Origin of the sequence: Larkinella rosea (assembly GCF_003858635.1) — a bacterium.
Taxonomy (GTDB): domain Bacteria; phylum Bacteroidota; class Bacteroidia; order Cytophagales; family Spirosomataceae; genus Larkinella; species Larkinella rosea.
Genome location: NZ_RQJO01000010.1, coordinates 1 through 19,014, shown reverse-complemented (window position 1 = coordinate 19,014; position 19,014 = coordinate 1). Strand labels below are relative to the sequence as shown.

The 19,014-nt window shown below is 45.6% G+C and carries 13 protein-coding genes and 1 tRNA gene; 9 read left to right on the top strand and 5 right to left on the bottom strand.

Features of this window, described 5'->3' with window-relative positions:
• Window positions 1-146: 146 nt before the first annotated feature.
• The 3 genes from EHT25_RS21010 to EHT25_RS21000 all read left to right on the top strand — a co-directional run bounded on the left by EHT25_RS21010 (window position 147) and on the right by EHT25_RS21000 (window position 3,785).
• Window positions 147-2,987, top strand: coding sequence for a PAS domain S-box protein (locus EHT25_RS21010; protein ID WP_124877140.1), 2,841 nt, complete (start codon window positions 147-149; stop codon window positions 2,985-2,987).
• 120 nt (window positions 2,988-3,107) lie between these two features.
• Window positions 3,108-3,180 (top strand) — tRNA-Lys (locus EHT25_RS21005).
• An 80-nt stretch (window positions 3,181-3,260) separates the two neighbouring features.
• Window positions 3,261-3,785 carry an AlbA family DNA-binding domain-containing protein gene (locus tag EHT25_RS21000; RefSeq protein WP_124877139.1) on the top strand — a complete coding sequence of 175 codons (525 nt, stop codon included), beginning with the start codon at window positions 3,261-3,263 and terminating at the stop codon, window positions 3,783-3,785.
• A gap of 37 nt (window positions 3,786-3,822) precedes the next feature.
• Here the strand turns inward: EHT25_RS21000 and EHT25_RS20995 are convergent, their stop codons facing one another.
• The 4 genes from EHT25_RS20995 to EHT25_RS20980 form a co-directional block, all read right to left on the bottom strand.
• A complete protein-coding gene (locus EHT25_RS20995; RefSeq protein WP_124877138.1) occupies window positions 3,823-6,192 on the bottom strand; it encodes a TonB-dependent receptor in 2,370 nt (789 codons plus the stop codon).
• Window positions 6,189-7,196 carry a DUF4249 family protein gene (locus tag EHT25_RS20990; protein ID WP_124877137.1) on the bottom strand — a complete coding sequence of 336 codons (1,008 nt, stop codon included), beginning with the start codon at window positions 7,194-7,196 and terminating at the stop codon, window positions 6,189-6,191. Before EHT25_RS20990 ends, EHT25_RS20995 begins: the two co-directional genes overlap by 4 nt.
• Window positions 7,197-7,249: 53 nt before the next feature.
• A complete protein-coding gene (locus EHT25_RS20985) occupies window positions 7,250-8,380 on the bottom strand; it encodes a hypothetical protein (protein ID WP_185731440.1) in 1,131 nt (376 codons plus the stop codon).
• Window positions 8,381-8,837: 457 nt separating this feature from the next.
• Window positions 8,838-9,182 carry a helix-turn-helix transcriptional regulator gene (locus EHT25_RS20980; RefSeq protein ID WP_124877135.1) on the bottom strand — a complete coding sequence of 115 codons (345 nt, stop codon included), beginning with the start codon at window positions 9,180-9,182 and terminating at the stop codon, window positions 8,838-8,840.
• 390 nt (window positions 9,183-9,572) lie between these two features.
• Here EHT25_RS20980 and EHT25_RS20975 point away from each other — a divergent pair, with 390 nt between their 5' ends.
• Window positions 9,573-9,839 carry a hypothetical protein gene (locus tag EHT25_RS20975; protein ID WP_124877134.1) on the top strand — a complete coding sequence of 89 codons (267 nt, stop codon included), beginning with the start codon at window positions 9,573-9,575 and terminating at the stop codon, window positions 9,837-9,839.
• 380 nt (window positions 9,840-10,219) lie between these two features.
• Window positions 10,220-11,074, top strand: coding sequence for a DNA/RNA non-specific endonuclease (locus EHT25_RS20970; RefSeq protein WP_229311718.1), 855 nt, complete (start codon window positions 10,220-10,222; stop codon window positions 11,072-11,074).
• A 56-nt stretch (window positions 11,075-11,130) separates the two neighbouring features.
• Here the strand turns inward: EHT25_RS20970 and EHT25_RS20965 are convergent, their stop codons facing one another.
• Window positions 11,131-13,053, bottom strand: a complete 1,923-nt coding sequence (locus EHT25_RS20965) for a glycosyl hydrolase family 28-related protein (RefSeq protein ID WP_124877132.1) — start codon at window positions 13,051-13,053, stop codon at window positions 11,131-11,133.
• Between the two features lie 146 nt (window positions 13,054-13,199).
• On the opposite strand from EHT25_RS20965, the gene EHT25_RS20960 reads away from it, so the two are divergent.
• From EHT25_RS20960 to EHT25_RS20945, 4 genes are all read left to right on the top strand, one after another.
• Window positions 13,200-14,633 (top strand): T9SS type A sorting domain-containing protein, encoded by a 1,434-nt coding sequence (locus EHT25_RS20960; protein ID WP_185731439.1) that lies wholly within the window; start codon window positions 13,200-13,202, stop codon window positions 14,631-14,633.
• 155 nt (window positions 14,634-14,788) lie between these two features.
• Window positions 14,789-17,887 (top strand): putative Ig domain-containing protein, encoded by a 3,099-nt coding sequence (locus EHT25_RS33375; protein WP_310588771.1) that lies wholly within the window; start codon window positions 14,789-14,791, stop codon window positions 17,885-17,887.
• A gap of 86 nt (window positions 17,888-17,973) precedes the next feature.
• Window positions 17,974-18,483, top strand: a complete 510-nt coding sequence (locus tag EHT25_RS20950; protein ID WP_185731438.1) for a T9SS type A sorting domain-containing protein — start codon at window positions 17,974-17,976, stop codon at window positions 18,481-18,483.
• Window positions 18,484-18,740: 257 nt separating this feature from the next.
• Window positions 18,741-19,014 (top strand): transposase (locus EHT25_RS20945; RefSeq protein ID WP_185731437.1); only part of this gene is annotated, 274 nt, incomplete at its 3' end.

Genomic DNA, 19,014 nt, shown 5'->3' with positions numbered 1-19,014 from the left:
TATGCACTGAATTTCTGGCCTAAGGAGTGGTTGGGTTGTCTGATTAATCCAAAACTGCCCAGTTCAAAACCAGGCAAAGAATCGATTACCAAGGATGTTTAACGACGATACAAAGAAAGTTTGGTTCATTATTGTCAATCAGTAGTATGTCCCCAATAGAACACCTCGAAAGCCAACTCGCCCTCGAAAGAGAAGCCCGTCGGCAGACTGAGGCTATTCTGGAAGAAAAAAAACGTGAGCTTCAACTGGCAAATGAGCAGCTGTCTCGTTTGATAAACGAGCAGGTCGGCGAACTGAAAAAAAGTGAAAGGCACTACCGTCATCTGGTTGAATCGGTGCAGGACATTATTTTCAAAACCTCGGTCGACGGTTATTTTACGTTTGTCAATCCGGTTGTTGAGCAGTGTCTGGGATATACCGAATCCGAAATTATTGGGCTGAGTTTCCTTAGTCTCGTGTTGCCGGCCTATCGGGGAGCGGTGGTCGAGTTCTACCAAAAGATGTTTCAAACCGGTCAGTTAAGTTCGTACATCGAATTTCCGGTGGTTGCCAAGGATGGACGTACGGTCTGGATTGGGCAAACGTTACGGGTGATTGAAGGGGAGAAGAGTTTGCCGGAACTGGTGGCCGTGGCCCGCGACATTACAGACCGCATCGTTAATGAAGATATTTTCCGGACCACGCAGGCCCGGCTCACCTCACTCATTACCAATTTGCAAACCGGTATTCTGGTTGAGGATGAAAACCGTAAAGTAATACTTGTCAACCAGTTATATTGTGACCTGTTTGAAATTTCGCTGACGCCGGACGAATTGATCGGGCGGGATTACGTCGAGCTGGCTAAACCACCGAAGGAATTATTCGCCAATCCCGACCAGTTTATTCACCATGCGAATGACATCGTTCGGGAACAGCATATCCTTGTTAAAGAGACGGTTAGCCTGGTCGATGGCCGGTTTCTGGAACGCGATTACATTCCGATTTTTCTGGAAGGGCAATACCGCGGACACCTGTGGCAATACACCGACATCACGGAAAAATACCGGTACGACGAACGAATTCGGCTGAGTGAAGAGAAATACCGGGGCATCATGAACCGGATGGAACTGGGGTTGCTGGAGGTCGACAAAGACCAGATTATCAAACAGGCCTACGACCGGTTTTGTCAGATGGTGGGTTATACCGAAGAGGAACTCATCGGGCAGCGGGCGGATGAGTTGCTGGTGCCTCAAGAATACAACGAGTTTCTGGGACAACAGCAGAAATTCCGGGGTGAAGGCGCGGCGAATTCGTACGAAATGCAGTTGAAGCGCAAAGACGGAGAACGCATTTGGGTGATTATCAGCGGTGCACCCATCATTGACGAAGGTGGAAATGTAACCGGGTCGATGGGGATTCATTATGACATCTCCGAACGAAAACGCCTGGAAGAGGAACTGGCTCATGCGAAGCTGATTGCCGAAGATGCGCGGCACACCGAAAAGCAATTTCTGGCCAATATGAGCCACGAAATCCGGACGCCACTCAACGCCATTCTCGGTTTTTCCAATTTGCTGGGCTCGACGAGCCTGAGTCTGGAGCAGAAAGAATTCGTGGATTATGTCCGGACGGCGGGCAAAAACCTGCTGACGATTGTCAACGACATTCTCGATATTTCCAAAATTGAAGCCGGGATGTTGCCGCTGGAGAGCATTCCGTTCAGTATCAGTTCGCTGGTGGATTCGATTCGGACTATGCTCGATGCGTCGGCGTCCGACAAAAATCTGCTCCTGAAGGTAACGGCCGAGCCCAATCTGCCGCCGGTGGTTTTGGGCGATCCGACGCGGCTAACCCAGATTTTGCTGAACCTGTTGAGCAACGCCATTAAATTTACCAAACAGGGGGGCATATACGTACGGATTGAAAACCGGGAAGAAACGGGGGACTCTGCCCGGATTCGATTTACGGTGGAGGATACCGGAATCGGGATGGAACCGTCCATTTTGCCCCATATTTTTGAGCGGTTTCGGCAGGCCAGTGATTTCACTACCCGCTATTACGGCGGCACCGGTTTGGGGCTGAATATTGTTAAGTCCCTGACCGAAATGCAGGGGGGCTGGATTGAGGTAAAAAGCAAACTGGGTGAGGGATCGGTTTTTACGGTGGAGATTCCCTACCAGGTGGCACCCAATCAGGCCGATCACGAAGTTTATCTGACTGAGGATACGTCGGGTTCAGTTGGGCGGGAAGTCAGTATTCTGGTGGTTGAGGATAATGTAATGAATCAGAAACTGGCCCTTCAGGTATTGAATCGACTGGGATACAGTGCTCAGGTGGCCGAAAATGGTCAGAAGGCACTTGATTTGCTGGAACGTGAAGAGGTTGATCTGGTGCTGATGGATATTCAGATGCCGGTGATGGACGGGTATACGACGACGAGTCACATTCGAAACAAGCTTAAAAGTCAGGTACCCATTATTGCGATGACCGCCCACGCGCTGGCCAATGAGCGGGAGCAATGCTTGCAGGCCGGCATGAATGATTTTATTCCCAAACCGTTTCAAATAGAAGAGTTACAACGAATCATGCGTAAATATTTACCGACTGCGTCGGCTAAAGCCCCGACCCAGCCTGCCTTTGTCCCGCCAAAACCCAGTTTTGTGGTGGAACCGCTCCTCGAAGCCGTAGGAGGTGATATGGATTTTGCGGTTGAGATGATGAATTTGTTCCTGTTCCAGACGCCGGGTGAGATTCAGCAGTTGCGGCAGTCGCTGGAAGAAGGAGATCTGACTTCGGTTAAACGACTGATTCACACGCAGAAAGCCGTTATTCAAACGTTTGGTCTGAACGAAGCTGCCCGACTCATCACGAGTTCGGAAACGATGATTGCTGAAAAGAAAGCCATGGCCGAAATCGTGCCGGTGGTCGAGCAGTATTTGGCGGTATTGGAATCCGAGCTTCCCGCCATTCAATCGGTGCTGGATACCCAAAGGAAAAGCGAGGATTGATTCGGTTTCCGGCGGTTTTTCTGTCGTCAAAAGTTCAGATTACCGGTTTGCCATAAGCCTCCCATATTTGTTTTTGTAAGGGAACAAAGTACATTCGCGTTATGGTTTACCAACCACCCCGACTCCGTAGCTCAGTTGGTAGAGCAACTGACTCTTAATCAGTGGGTCGACAGTTCGAACCTGTCCGGGGTCACTTGGAAATCAAGAGGTTACAGCTTTCGCTGTAACCTCTTTTTGTATTGGTTTACACAATTGTGTTAATAGAGAAAAGCCATGCATATTTCTTTTGCCACCTCATTATTCCACAAGGCACTTCATGACATAGACCAAAATGATCTTGAAAAATTCTTCGAAGCCGAACGTGATGAGTCGTTGACTTTAGAATTTAAATCGTATGCAGATTCCAAAAGTTTGGACAAAAGTGAAAGGATTAGCGGGGTTTTTAAAACTGTGGTTGCTTTTCTGAACTCAAGTGGTGGATTATTAGTATGGGGAGCTCCTGAATCAACCCCATCAACTACCAATCTTAAGAGTAAAATATGCACTGGTCCACTCTCGCCAGTTTTAGAATATTTCGATCGAGATGTATTGGTCAGTAAGTTAGTTGATAGTATTGATCCACGGCCGCATAACATTGATGTAAATCCAATCAGGATAAATGGTGGATATGTTTATTTAATTGAAGTGCAGGAAAGCAGTAACAAGCCTCACCAAGTTAAAGGAAAAGGTACCTTATTCAGTGCGTTCCTGATAGCCCGTGTGCCCAACACGTCAGCTCTGGGGACGTCATCAATATAATGCCGGGCCGTTTCATAGAGAGTCGTTTAGACCGTTCCTAAAACTCTCGCTGATAAGTTATAGAAGGAATAACTGGAAATAAGCTGAATTTTTTCAACTGCTGATTATCATAATAGAGATAAAATGGATTAAGACGGTTGTAAGTATTGTAAGTTGCAAAAATCCAACTCCGTGTGCCATGGCGTTTTTGTTTCGTAGTTCGATAACTAATATCCAGCCGGTGATAAGAGGGAGTTCGAAAATTATTGCGCTCACTCATATCACCAATACCACCAAAAAATGAATAAAAGTCTCGTTCCGATCGCAGATCTGTCTGAGTAGGCACTACGTAATCTGTGGGGCGGCTGCCTTCGTAAATTGACGTTGGTAAGGTCAGTGCGGTGCCGGTGTTGTACACAAATGTGGCTGAAAGAGTACGGTTTTTCCGCAATTCATGCGTAAGGACTAAACTTAGACTATGACGCCGGTCGTATTTGTAAGGAAACTCCCGACCTTGATTGATATCGCTGAATTGCCGTGTCGTTTTCGACAAAGTATAGCTTAACCAACCTCTGGTTTGTCCGGTCGTTTTTTCGAGATAGGTTTCTACACCGATCGATCTTCCTGTACCTATACTAATACGCTCAAACCAGGGCGTAGTAGTACTATTCAAAAAAGACCCATTCTCACGGTATTCAAGAACATTTTTCATTTTTTTGACATAACTCTCCACCGAGGCAGACCAACCACTTAGAAACGTGCGAGAATACGCTACGGACCATTGGGTTGCTGTTTCAGGCGCAATGTTCGTAGTTACAGGTACCCATAAATCAGTTGGCAGACCAAGTGATGAGTTGGTCAGAAGATGCAGAAATTGCGTCATCCGGTTATATGAAACCTTCAATGATGACCCGGCTGTCAACAGGTAACGACCACTGAACCGGGGTTGAAGCGAAGTGTAAACTTCGCCCCCATTGAGCCACTGAGTAGCCTGGTGCAAGCCCATATTGAATCGTATCCTGTCATTCAGCGAAAAATCATCTTCCAAATACGCAGTCAACTCAGTCCTATAAGCATAGGGAGTGGGTGCTATACTAGTGTCGCCAGTGGTGGTGCGGGTTTGCTGCACTTCGGGCTGAAAACGATGCCGGACCAGACTTGTCCCAAGCCTCATTGCATGCCGCTCCGAAGCGGTATAATCAAAGTCAACTTTGAAAGCCATATCCCGAATTCCTGACTGAGCGGTTTGCCGGAAGACCATTGCCGTTTGGTAGCGTTCATCAATCAGGTAATCGAACTGCGTATAATATAAGGTTGTATTGCTAAATAAACGCGGTCCAAATAAGTGATTCCACCGCACTGAAGCGGTCTGATTACCCCATCTGAATCTATATCTGTAATCTGAATCCTGTTGCTTGAATCGATTTTGTAACCCATCCCGACCGGTGTAATAACTGGCATAAAGCCGATCTTTAGATCCCAACTTATAATTCCATTTTAGATTTAGGTCATAAAATCCAAAGTTGGTACTGTTATCGCTACCTGCTATTTTAGTTCCCAAAGCGACTAAACTACTTAACCAGGTGCCGCGTCCCGAAACCAGCAATGACGATATACCCGGTTTTAGCGGTCCCTCCATGGTTAATCGCCCGGCGATAGGGCTAATCCCATAACTTGTTTTCCACTGTTGCTGATTCCCTTCTTTCATCGTAATATCCAGCACCGATGACAATCGGCCTCCATACCGGGCAGGTACACTACCTTTAAAAAAGTCGACATGGGAAACCGCATCGGGATTAATAACCGAAAAAAAGCCAAACAGATGATTGATGTTGTAAACCGGCACACCATCCAAAAGTATTAAGTTTTGGTCAGGGCTTCCTCCTCGTACATTGATACCGATGGTACCCTCCGTGCCGGCCTGTACGCCTGGCAATAATTGAATCGTTTTGATAATGTCATTCTCGCCCAATAAAGCGGGTGCTTTCCTGACCGTTTCCAAAGGAATTATGAAGCGGCCCGTAAGTGGATCATCCGGTGAATCTTTACCATTTTGGGAGTCTTTGACGGTTATCTCCTTCAATTGTTGATTAACCGGAGTAAGACGAATAATCAATACGGAATCGCTATGGCTTCTGGTTGCCCGATTTGTGAGAGAATAGTGCTCTGATTTGTATCCTACATAGGAAACGGTCAGATGAGTGATTTTTGGGCTCGCCCGAAAACTAAAGAAACCATAATTATTTGTTGTTAACCCGCTGTTGCCAGTTCCTAAAACCACTGATGCGCCAATGAGTCTCTCACCCGTTGAAGCATCTTCTACATAGCCCGCTACGGTCGTTATCTGTGCGAAACTCGTTGTCGCTAGTAGAAATGGTAACAACCAATAATTCTGATAAATAAAACGGCTTAAGAAATACTTCATCATTTAAGCTCATTGGAGGTGTTCAATTTCAAAACAATGTAGCGGCCGTTTCGCGCACCAAATAGGCCAAGACCGTTTTTTACATTAGAATAAACCGGGGTAGGCTCCGCGAAGGGATTAAATAAGTCACCTTCGAAGTCAGTGGGTCGGTTTTGGAAACCAGTTATTGCTGATTTAAGATAACGATCATAGGCCGGACCAACCGTAAATAACTCCAGTATATTTTCGCCGGGAGGAACCTGATTCGTTGGCTCAGGTATCCAGGGTTCTCCCTGATTTAAGGGGGCTACCGTGATAACGTACCCTGGATTCGCATTGAAAACATCCGGGCGAACCCGGGCTGGCGAACTATTTGAGTTTTTATTAATTAGCGCGTCAAAGAAGCCGTTGAAGGGGTCCAAAACGGCACTCCGGGTGGTAATGTAGTTCGACTTCAATAGTTTTCGAATATCCTTTACACATCCTTCTTTTATTTGCCCGTTAACTATGCACCCATCAGGATATCCATAGCTAGAATACTGAGTCACATAAAGGCCCATCCACAAAAAAGAACTATCGGCTAAGGCTCTATCGAGTTGAATTGTTATATCTGGATTCGCATTGACATTATCTTTCTTTTTGTCACTGACAATTACTTGTCCCGCAGGCCAAAGCGGCAGGTAATCTTCAGCGAATAAAGTTTGCCCGCTACTCAACGTTACTGACACCGCGTAAAGATGATTCTCTGTCGGCTTGATTGATAATTGATAACTGCCATTGGTCAAATGATTAGCCTGTCCAAGGGCTATACGATCCTGAGAAAAAATTACCCGGGCATCCGTAATAGGTACCGCTGTAGCCGTTCCACTGGTCGGTTTAGACCAGCTTAACCGAACGGTTAACAAACTGTCAGGGTGGAGTGTACCCACTAAAACTGGCTTTTTTTGATAAGCAGGCCCCTTAATGTCAACACTTTGTACACAAGCCGATAGAACAGCCATCAACGCAGGAAAAAGGAATTTCTTCATAGGAAAGTAAAATGAAAAGGACCGGTGTGGCGACGCACCGGTCTGCTTTTGAGTTAGATGTGGCACTGACAACTGTAACCGTCCCAGTATGGGTCGTGATAAGACGATTGGTCAAAACCGATATTGCTATTACCGCTTGAGGCCTTCGTACTGTACAGGAATGTCCAGGTCATCGTCGATGTTGATCCCGAGGTATTGGTTACAGAATAGTTGGTATTTTGAAAAGGATCAGTGACATATCCTGCATTACCGCTGTTCCAACCTGGTGCTAATACGCTTCCGGTGGCTAATTTCCATTGGCCACTTGCTTTTTGGGTGCCCGTAGACCGATTGTTCCACGAGCCAAATGCACCACGTTGCAATGTCCGGACTTTAAGCTGAACACAATATTGTTTCAGATTGGGTACATAAACATTCCCACATTCTAAAACGTATTCATACACCCCAGTCGTCGAATTATATTTAAGGACATATTTGCACTGATACTCTTCTCCACCTTCTTCGTATTCCCATACTTCTTCGTAAGCGATCATCTTCCATTCCTGAGGACTCCCAGAAGCAGATTCGCAGCTACGGGTCGTATACCGGGCATTGGAATTGGGTAGATAGTGTCGGCTACTGACTACCGGACTAACTTGTAATTGCAGAGCACTGTTCGATTGGGTAGCTTTTTCGAGTAAAGCCAGTTCCCCCTCTTTAGTAGGGTCATCTACGATGGATTTGGTAACTGCTCTGCGATATTGAAGCAGCATTTTACCCACTTTCACAATCCCCGCTGGGTTCACTAAAGGCATCATGCGCCAATCGACTAAATTGGGCTCAATACCTCCTTCTTCGCTCGGTATATAGGCTGACGTAAAACGTTGTGCTTCAGTGGATTTGAGCGGAGCCAATCCATTTGCCGCATTTTTCTCTTCGGCTGCCACTACCTCTTTGAAACGTTTACGAAGTGAAATGAAACCTTTTTTGCTTTCCCAAGCATCAATTTGATCTTCCGTTTTCCGGCTTAACTCATTGAGGGTCTGCTGGAATTCGGCCTGAGTAGAAAACTCTAAATACTTGTTTTCTGATGGCTGGAGTACCTTTTTGTCAGATTTGATCTCGTCGATCATGTTTGGTTGACAGGCTACCATCAATCCGGCACACAGTAGTGTACTTATGACTACTGATAAAGAATTTTTCATACCTTTGAAAAGTTTATTGTGGAAACAATGGACTATAATTCAAGGGCCGTCTATCCGTCGAGGTCGCCAAACACGTCTAGGGTAGCGGTCCTTGTTGTCTTCAAATTATCTTTTTGCCAAAAAGAGTTAAAAAGATATTTATAAAAAGAGTTTACTAGAATATAATCTATAGGTCTAAAAGCATTTCTATCCGGCAGAGGTATTCGCTGTTCACTTGCCTTAAATCCTATTTGAGGCGTCATTAGTGTGTTAAGCAGATCAACGCTACTTACTTAACTCGCCTGTTATCAGCCGGTGGAAGTGGCTTAAATTTAACATTTATGAATATGAAATAAGCAACAATTCTGTCTGACAAAGTTTGCGGATTGATTTATTTTCACCAACCAAAATGTTGATAATTCCAATCAGAATACCGATAATTTCAAGGTTTAAAACACCATCGTACCTGAAGATTCTATTATGAATACTGGTTGCGAAGCTGTTCGTTCTCTATTTTTAATTGTTCGGTCTGCCGTTGTTGTAACAGGGTGATCTGCTTCTGGGAATCGATCAGGTACGTATGTAAAGCATCGTTAAATACCACACTTTTTTTGACTAACTGGTTATACTCCGGAGGAATAAGATCCAGTATATCGACGTCTAATATATGTGCAAGTTTGACTGAGTACTTCGCAGGCAGGGGTGTCCGGTCGCTCTCCCAAGAGTTGTAGGTACTTTGCTGAGTTCCTATCTGGTTGGCGATTTCGGCTTGAGATAGCTTTTTATCTTTACGGTATTTACACAGGTTCGTTCCGAATTTCATAAAGAATGGTGGAGATTGGATAAATAGATTAAATAATGCTTACGTTTTGTTAGGATGTGTTGGATGCTCCATTTGCAAACCTTGCCAAACCTGATGCAGTAATGGTAGAATGATTGTCGTAATTGTACCAGAGACTATCGTATTTGTACATCTGAAAGAAAAAGCGCTGTTTCTTTATTAAATGACCAGAGTAAGAATGTGTTTTACTTTCGCTTACTGATTGTAGTATCTGATCAATAAAAGCGAGTCGTACAAAGCTCCCGGCCGACCAAGTTATTTTTTCATAATACCGACTTAAAGGACGAAAGGCATTTAACCTGGCAAGACGGCGTTGCAACCTACCAATTTTTTGATTTAAAATATTTATAGCCGTTGGTTAATCCTAAACGGATGGCCGCCACACCGTGTATTTCGTTCAAATTCGCCCGCGTAGCTACAATCAGCGACAATGACTTTCAAGCGCTTATTCAGGGCTTTATTCCAAATACCATTTTAGACAATCACTTAGCTTTTGATGCAACGATGATTGTCGTTCTCAAAACAATCCATCCATTCGATGCAATCCAACTGCGATATGGCGAATTGATGAAAAATAGCGTCGAATTGATGAAAAATAGCATGGAAAAGATTTTAGATGGTCTTCAAGTAAACAGCTGATTTGTCAGACACGGCCAGGCGGTTACCACAAGCCCCGTAAGAGGCTATTTTTTTGGCTTCAGGCATAATCCCCGTAAGCTTAGATGAGAAGATAGGACATGCTTACTGATTAATGAATGAGATAAAGATGCTTTCTTGCCCGCAAATAGGCTGTCATTTTCGGGACAAATGTCGTCAAATTGGGGGCATTTACCTGTAGAATAAAGATTAAACCAAGTGTTTTAAAATGATTGGCTACGAGTTCGGAGAGCGGTAGCGGTTGGAACTTCTATTCTATTGCAAATAGGGAAATAGTAAGAATGGATAAGGCAGGGTGGGCAGGTATATTTGGCGGATTTATCTTTGTTTTGTGCCTATGAACCGAATTGTTACCTGCTTTCTTGGCTATTCTCTTTTTGCCTGTTGCCTGCCAGAATGCAGATCAACCGGCTCCGGATTCTTCAATCCCTACCCGTGACCCCAACTTAGCTCTCGGTAACCCCAGCAACGCCAGCACTTCGCAGGAAAACAATTACCTCATCGAGAGGCCAGCGTACACGCTGAGCTATAACCGCAGCACCGGCATCGCCAACTGGTGTTCCTGGCATCTGTCGAAAGCCTGGAAGGGATCGGTCAATCGGTACAACGGCATTTTCATTCCGGATCAGACGCTACCAACTGGCTGGTACCAGGTTCGGCATGACGATTATAAGCTGAGCGGTTTTGACCGCGGCCACTTGTGTCCGTCGGATGATCGGGATTCCACCGCCGAGGAGAACCGCACCACCTTCTTTATGACCAACATTGTACCCAAGGCTCCGAGGCTCAACCGGGAGAGTTGGAATCAACTGGAGGGATACACTCGGAAACTGATTGCCGACGGCAATGAAGCGTATATAATTGCCGGTACATTTGGCAAAGGCGGCACCGGCGACAACGGAACTGCCAGCACCATCGCGGGCGGTAAAGTAACCGTTCCGGCGGCTATGTGGAAAGTGATCGTGGTACTACCGGTAGGAAGTAATGACCTTAGCCGGATCAGCGCTCAGACTCGGGTTATTGCGGTCTGGATTCCTAACACCAACGCGACTGGGGAGCAACTCTGGAGTAATTACCGGGTCAGCGTTGATGAGATCGAGAGCAAAACAGGTTATGACCTACTGGCCAATGTGCCGGATGCGGTAGAGGGGGTTATTGAAAAGCAGGCGGATAAGATGATAGTGCAGACGGTGCAAAAGGTAGAGTTGAATTGGTAATTTATTGTTTCATAATGTGTATTACTTCTCTTTGGAATCTTCCGTATACCTAATTACTAATCAACTGGTAACCAATCCCAACTTGTAAAAACTGCCGAATAATTTACTCGAATTCTCCCACCTGCTGGAATTCGAAAAGGACTTGTCAAGCTTCCATAAGGCGTATTATTGTTGGGTGTATTGCCCAATACACCAATGGAAACCCCAGTACCTCCCGTAACATAGACCATGACATCAAAGGGAAAATCGTTGAAAACAATAGTGCCACTAGCAGGAATTGAGGGTATATTAGTCCCTGATCCTTCTAATGCCGCAACTACCCCATCAACCGGTACTCCACTTCCAACAACCCAACGTTCATTAGGACCTGTGGGACCAATGTATCGCCAGCTTTTATTAGCAGTATTGGGAGAAACTTTTGTATTATTAATTCTAACGGTTCGGCTTGCATACGCTCTATTGCCGCTATCGTCATCAAAAAATATCGGGTAGTCATTCTGCGCAAAATCGCAATTCTCAATTTTCACATCTGGGCCGTATAAAATCATGCCAGTTCCTGTACTAACCGATATGGTGTTATTTAGAACTACCTGAGTAGGAGAAATATACTGAACGATTTGCCGAATTGTTGAGTTGGCGGCAGCCAACACTTTTCGGCCAACGTATGCCCGGGTAAATAGACTATCAGCAATAGTCAAAGTCGTACTACTAACCGCCGATACAGTTGACTTTTTAATTCCTCGCATGGCTAACCCAGCGTGAGTAGAATTTCCTGTACCATCTGTAAAGTTGCGGGCAATACAATTTGTTAACCGGATATTTGTTCCGCCAGAATTATTCAACAAATAGAAGCCGCTGGAGAACGATTTAAAAGTTGTCGATACAGAAGTCCGATTTTGACCTATTGGGAAAGGGGCTCCATAAGCTACCTCACCTGAAGAAATTTGAGAAGCAGTTTGAATACCAGCCACACAATGGAAATAGTCGACATCATGGCCGTGCTCCTCATTAAACGAATTTGTTCCTACGTTCCAGGCATAACAATCACGATAGCTTACATTGGCTGAAAAATAGGTAGTAAATCCCATTGCTCGGGCTCCATCACTAATACAGTTGACATATTTAACATCGGTGCACCTTGTATCAGCAAAACCTGTCGAAGAAATCGCAAAGGTGCTTGGATTTTCTACTTTACAGTTGTTAAACAGCACATTATAGCATAAACGGGTACTAATTGCACAGGTTTCGATTAGACCATTTGCGGCTTCTGCTCCGGTGCCAGTTGCATTTCTAATAGTTATATTTCGAAATATGGGGTTGGTTACACGTTCGAAGAAAACTCCGTTCAAAGTATTAGTGATTTGATTATGCCCATTACAATCAAAGAGGATATTCTCCAGAGTGATGTTTTGATCTGAGTTAATTTTGTTAACCGAACCTTTATTGATTACCAGCCGGTTGTAAGTCGTATTATTTAACGTAAAGGTATTGGGTTTAGCAATAATCATTGTCCCTGGTTCACCTCCCATCGTAACCCCTGATGGTATGGTGAGCAATGTTCGATAAACACCAGATAGTGTTGCGCTTAGGATATACTTCCCCGATCGCAAGTGTATTCTTTTATGAGAACTTACCTCGGCATAATCAATGCATCGTTGAAAGGCGATTCGATCATCTGTACTGCTATCACCTCTAGCTCCAAACCAGTGGACGTCCAGAGAGCCAGAAAATATTCGCTCATAATGACCGGAGCTATCTCCTTCCAGCAAAACGCCACCGTATCCAGGCGTGCCAACGGAAACTGTACCACCCTTGCGTTTCCAAATAGAACCATCATATGCAACGACTTCATAGATAGGCCCCAATTGACTGAAAGCAGTAACGGTGTCCACATGATAGATCGATGTTAAATCTTGGGCCAGAACTGTTTTTGACGTCAATAAACTCACTATTAACAGAAAGCGAAGAAGCATTTTCATGGCCCTATTCAATTGTTAAAAGAAAAATTGGAAGTGTGGTTTTTTGTCTGATAAATGTATTTACATTTACCCTAAAAAGTACACTAAATAGAAATATTTATTTATTTTTTAATTATTTATCAAATACTAATTGTCTGTTTATTACCATGAAACAAGCGTTACTTACACTTTTTATGTTGGCTAGTTTCTACGTTCAAGCCCAGCGGGAAGCGGATAATTGGGTATTTGGCAACCACGCCGGTTTGGTCTTCAACGGACAAATGAGTGAACCCACTCACAATAGTAGGTTGCACCAACTGGAAGGGTCTGCCATTATCTCTGACCGAAATAGCGGTCAAATGCTTTTCTACACCAATGGGATTAGTATCTGGAATTGCAAACATGAAATAATGCCCAATGGGTTGGGCTTATCAGGCAGCGCAACATCCACCCAATCAGCGCTCATTGTTCCAGCGCCGGGTGAGGTAAATCGGTATTACGTTTTTACTGTCAAAGCTGCAAATGATGGCACTAATCCGGGTCTACATTATTCTCTGGTTGATTTGAACCTTAACCAAGGATTCGGTGATGTTGTAGCTGGCGTAAAAAACAAACTCATTGAGTCAAAGACGACTGAAAAACTAACAGCAATCCCCCACAGCAATGGAATTGACTACTGGGTATTAGCGCATGCCTGGGAGAGTAATGAGTTCCTGATAATGTTGCTAACGGCAAAAGGGGTCTCTCAAATACAGCGAAGCGCAATCGGCACGGTACACAAAGCCAGTCAACGAATCAACAACTCTGAAGCCATGGGCTATTTGAGAGCTTCACCGGATGGCACTTTGGTAGCCTCCGCCGTCTATGGCCTTAACCGGCCCTTTGAACTTTATGACTTCGATGCCCAAACGGGTCTTCTTTCCAACTATCGCAGTTTGGGTAATTTCAGCCATCAGTATGGGGTTTCCTTCTCACCGGACAACACTAAATTGTATCTCAGTGGCCTATACACCCATAATGGTTCATACCAATTTGATTTATCGACTCCCAACAATGCCATGACCGAACTGACGCTTACCGATACGCTACGAGGCAAACCGGTGAGCTTGTCTTTGGGGGGGGCCTTGCAACTGGGCATTGATGGAAAGCTGTATGCTGCATTGGGTTCCCCCATTCGTAGCCGATCAGGCAACACTAAGATAACCGTCGTCAATAAACCCAATGAGTCTGGAGAAGATTGTAAGGTGGGATTTATGTCGATGGAGTTTCGAGGAAAGGCTCCACTATTGGGTTTACCCAACTTCATACAATCTATCTTTAATGAGCGTAAAAAGCCTTTAGACGCCCCTACAAAAGAACTGATCAACGTTTATCCTAATCCGGTTGTGACAAACACCTTAACGATAGAGCCCTCGCAGGTGGATCAACCCATTGAAGGTTTTTCGGTCTATGACCCCTCAGGACGAGAGATCTTTCATTCCAATCAGTGGTTAACTTCGAAGGTAACTTTAGACACTTCAACCTGGAAAAGTGGGATGATTTATCAGGTTGTATTTCATCATAACAACCAGCCGATTACCAAAAAGATCTTGAAGCAATAGGCTGCGACAATAGCAAATTGGTATATATCAGCCTCTAATTAGACCAAAATAACTATCTCGGTTGTCAGTTCCATATCCGAAATGAACAATTATAGATGGGACTTTGACATTCGATAACACATTAACATAGGTCTCGATTTGACGCTGGATCTGTTATGGTTTCTTTTCACTTTTTTATCCTTATGACTCACCTCGACGCTACTTCCAGTCTCCGTTCTATTAAGCGGATATTCTTGCTGCTATTGCTGCTCTTCCTAAGTCTATTGGCTCAGGCTACCAAAGTCAAAAAAAAGCTTAAGCCAACCGCACCAATCCCGACTGCTTTCGCCCGGGTCCAAAGTCAGGTTGGTGCAGCCTTTATCCAAATTCGGTTTGTTTCTCCTACCGGTACCAACGGCAATCCGGCTACGGCCACCAGTTGGGCCACGGCCACAGCCGATTTGCAGGGGGCGATCAACTCACTCGAATCGGGCGGTGAGGTGTGGGTTGCCGCGGGAGCCTATAAGCCAACCACCGGAACCGATCGCACCATAAGCTTCAATATGAAAAACAACGTAGCCATCTACGGTGGCTTTGTGGGTAATGAAGTGGCTCGCAGCCAGCGCCCTGCAGTTAATTTAACCACTCCTTCTTCTTCCACCCTCAGCGGTGACATTGATAATGGAAACGATAATACCAATAATAGTTATCACGTCATTGTCAGTGAGTACATCAGTACAGCCACCCTGGATGGGTTTGTTGTTACCGGAGGCAACGCAAACGACGCAGATATTTCTTCTATCCACTACCGTGGTGGGGGAATATATAGTCATACTTCAAATCTAACGTTGACCAATTGTCATATTATTGGCAATGTGGCTTATGACGGTGCGGGCATGTATAATGTTGTATCTAACCCTATTCTGAGTAACACCGCCTTTCATGACAATTGGGCCGCTTCAGCTGGAGGAGGTATGTACAATAATCGATCGAGCCCAATCCTCACAAACTGCAGTTTTAACAAAAATTCAGCCAGAGTAGACGGTGGAGGAATGTTTAGCTGGGGAATAGATAGCTGGGGGACTTCGTTTCCAAGCCTCACAAATTGTAGCTTTACCAACAATACCGCTCTTAATGGGGGAGGAATGGCCAATAGTGGTAATAATGATTATCTTATGGCCCCAATTTTAATCAATTGCGCTTTTAGCGGAAATCAAGCTACTCAGAATGGAGGGGGGATAGCCAACCGTTATACAAATTCAACCCACGTGAATTGTAGCTTCAATTCCAATTCGGCTACTCTTGGAGGGGGCGCCGTATATAGTTTTAATAATTATGATGTAACTAACTGTAACTTTACTAACTGTAGCTTTACGGGTAATTCGGGTGGGCTCGGGGGCGGTGGATTACATCTTATTTACTCTAATCTTTCTATCAATAACAGCATTTTATGGGAAAATGGAGGAGCGAATCCTTTGTGGATTGAAGGAACATCTACTGTCAAAGCAAATTACTGTTTATTTGATCACCAGGTAGCGGGACACACCGGATCCAACAATCGCCAAACGGATACATCGCCCTTTGTCAGTAAATCTAACCTTCAGCTCAACGCCACTTCTTTGGCCGTCAATGCCGGTGATCCTACCAGTGCCACGGCCTTCAGTGGACCCTACTGCGTTAAAACCCTGCCTCAAACGGATTTGAGCGGCAATCCTCGCATCTATGGAAATCGGGTCGATATAGGGGCCTATGAGTATCAGGGAGAACCGCTTTGCCTTACCGTGGCAACACAGGCTTCTTCCGCCAGCGTTGCTGTCGGGAAATCCGTTAGTCTGTCGGCAACGGCTACGGGAGGCAATTATCTGAGTTATAGCTGGGAGGCCCCCCCTAGTGCCCAACTAACCAATAGTGCCAACAGTTCAATGGTGTCGGCCAGCCTGACCGCGCCGGGAGTCCACACCTTCACAGTGGTGGTCAACCGTTCAGGCTACTGCAGCCAGACCGCTACAATTTCTGTGACAGCCACGGGCGTCACGGGCTCTTTCGAAGGATTTATCTACGGGACCGATTGTGCCAGCTTCCGGGGCTGGGTATGGGATCGCAATAGAACTAATTCCGCTGTCGCAATCGATATTCTCGACGGCCCCAACGTCATCGCTACACTACTGGCGGATCAATTCCGGTCCGATTTGCAGACTGCCGGGAAAGGCAACGGTAATCATGCGTTCTTCTTCACCATTCCCGAGAGTATCAAGAACGGCCAGCCCCACTACCTCTCGGCTCGGGTTTCGGGCAACAGTTTTATACTGAAAGATTCACCCAAAGCTCTGATTTGCACAACCACTACCGTACCCGACAACAAGCCTCCTGTACCCCCAATTTCTTCGGTCCTCGTAGCGCAGGTCGATGTGCCGTTTTCGGTCACCCTGGCAGCTTTCACCGATCCGGAAGGAACTGCCCTCACTTACAGCCTGATTGGACTGCCCGCAGACCTGAGTCTGGCCTTGCCCAACCGTATTATCAGTGGAACCCCCAAACAGGTGGGTACCTTCGTGCTCACCTACAAGGCCACCGATGCCGGGGGAAGGTCTAACTCGGTAAGCGTCCCGCTGACAGTCAATCCGGCTTCGACCACGACCGTTACGGGAGATTTTGAAGGCTACCTCGACAAAGTGGAATGCGGCACAATCCGGGGCTGGGTCTGGGATCGCAACAAACCCAATACGCCATTTCTTTTAGAATTTCTGGATGGTGCTACAATCGAAACCGAGACTGTCATTGGCGAAACCAATGCCGACATTTTCCGACAGGATCTGAAAGATGCGGGCAAAGGGAATGGCAATCACAGTTATAGCTTTACAGTTCCGGAAAAAGTTAAAAATAATCAGGCTCACACGATCTGGGGACGAATAAAAGGAAGCAATTATGTTTTGAAAGGATCCCCCAAACCCCTTACCTGTCAGGGCAGCGGAACACCAGTCAACCAGCCCCCGACAGCCCCAACGACTTCCCTTCTTTCGGCAACCATCGGCACAGCAGTCTCTATAACACTGCCGACCTTTACGGATCCGGAAAACAAGCTGTTGACCTATTCTCTAAGCGGATTGCCAACGGGTTTAACCTTTACGGCCAGTTCGCGGATCATCAGCGGAACTGCGGCTAGCGGTACAGTGGGTCCTTATGCCCTGATTTATACTGCCAGTGATGGCCAGGCTTCAGCGTCCACAACTATTGCGCTGACGGTAGTTCAGGAGTCGACACCCCCACTTCGGTAAACGGTAATTTCGAAGGGTATTTGTCCAGTGTGACTTGCCAGGAAATGCGAGGGTGGGTTTGGGACCGCGATAAACCAAATACCCCCATGAAGGTTGAGTTTTTTTCTGATGGAGTTTCGATCGGTACCGTCGAAGCTAAAAACTACCGACAGGATTTAAAAGATAATAAAAAGGGAAATGGCGAGCACGGCTACATTTTCTTTACGCCTTCTAAAGTCAAAGACAACATCAATCACCATATCAGCGCCAAAGTTCAAAACAGTACGTTCACATTAAAGGGATCTTTGATAGCCTTGAAATGTGCGCCATCGGCCCGATTATCGGTACTAACATCGGAAATCCAGCTTGAAGTGGTAGTTCGGGGCAATCCAACCTCTAGCGATGAAATTGATGTGGAAATCAGAAGTGCTGAGGACCAGCCCTTGAGATTACAATTAATTGATGCCACTGGGCGGCAAGTCAGTGAATTACAAGTAGAGCAACCAGACGTTGTGGAACACCAAAGATTGAAGTTGGGCAAGCATCCAGCAGGTGTTTTGTTTTTAAAAGTGACCAGCGGTTCCCAGTCTATAACGAAAAAGGTGCTAAAGCAGTAACACATTACTTTGATAATCAATAGGTTTCAGCTTAGTGTAAATGTCTGGGCTGGAACATTTATTATAAAATAGTTCCTAAAAGATTATATATCAGTCAAGACAAGATGGCCAAATAAGTAAAACCGACGCGCTGCTATTGTAGCCGAGTTACAGAGCAAGGGCAAAACCTATACCGAAATGACACTATCTCAAAAACTGTGTAAACGAGGGATCGGGGTTTGTAATCCCGATTTTTTACTTTTAACCAAACACAGTTTATGAGACCAGAGGATTTGTTGACCGATGAATTTTTGAAACATTTCAAGAGCCGCGACGCGCTCAGTGACTTTCTTGGCCAGTTGCAAAAGCGTGGTATTGAAAAGATGTTGGAAGGTGAGTTGGATGGGCATTTAGGCTACGACAGGCACGCGCAGACCGCCCACAGCAATTCGCGAAACGGTTATGGAAAGAAGAACATCAGAACCCGTTACGGCGAGTCGGAGATTAGTGTGCCGCGTGACCGGGATGCCAGTTTTAGTCCGCTGATCGTTC

What these genes read in the sequence shown, in the direction of transcription:
- EHT25_RS21010 (WP_124877140.1), top strand. Translation starts at nt 147, where the DNA reads ATGTCCCCAATAGAACACCTCGAAAGCCAACTCGCCCTCGAAAGAGAA.
- EHT25_RS21000 (WP_124877139.1), top strand. Translation starts at nt 3,261, where the DNA reads ATGCATATTTCTTTTGCCACCTCATTATTCCACAAGGCACTTCATGAC.
- EHT25_RS20995 (WP_124877138.1), bottom strand. Translation starts at nt 6,192, where the DNA reads ATGATGAAGTATTTCTTAAGCCGTTTTATTTATCAGAATTATTGGTTG.
- EHT25_RS20990 (WP_124877137.1), bottom strand. Translation starts at nt 7,196, where the DNA reads ATGAAGAAATTCCTTTTTCCTGCGTTGATGGCTGTTCTATCGGCTTGT.
- EHT25_RS20985 (WP_185731440.1), bottom strand. Translation starts at nt 8,380, where the DNA reads ATGAAAAATTCTTTATCAGTAGTCATAAGTACACTACTGTGTGCCGGA.
- EHT25_RS20980 (WP_124877135.1), bottom strand. Translation starts at nt 9,182, where the DNA reads ATGAAATTCGGAACGAACCTGTGTAAATACCGTAAAGATAAAAAGCTA.
- EHT25_RS20975 (WP_124877134.1), top strand. Translation starts at nt 9,573, where the DNA reads ATGGCCGCCACACCGTGTATTTCGTTCAAATTCGCCCGCGTAGCTACA.
- EHT25_RS20965 (WP_124877132.1), bottom strand. Translation starts at nt 13,053, where the DNA reads ATGAAAATGCTTCTTCGCTTTCTGTTAATAGTGAGTTTATTGACGTCA.
- EHT25_RS20960 (WP_185731439.1), top strand. Translation starts at nt 13,200, where the DNA reads ATGAAACAAGCGTTACTTACACTTTTTATGTTGGCTAGTTTCTACGTT.
- EHT25_RS33375 (WP_310588771.1), top strand. Translation starts at nt 14,789, where the DNA reads ATGGTTTCTTTTCACTTTTTTATCCTTATGACTCACCTCGACGCTACT.
- EHT25_RS20950 (WP_185731438.1), top strand. Translation starts at nt 17,974, where the DNA reads ATGAAGGTTGAGTTTTTTTCTGATGGAGTTTCGATCGGTACCGTCGAA.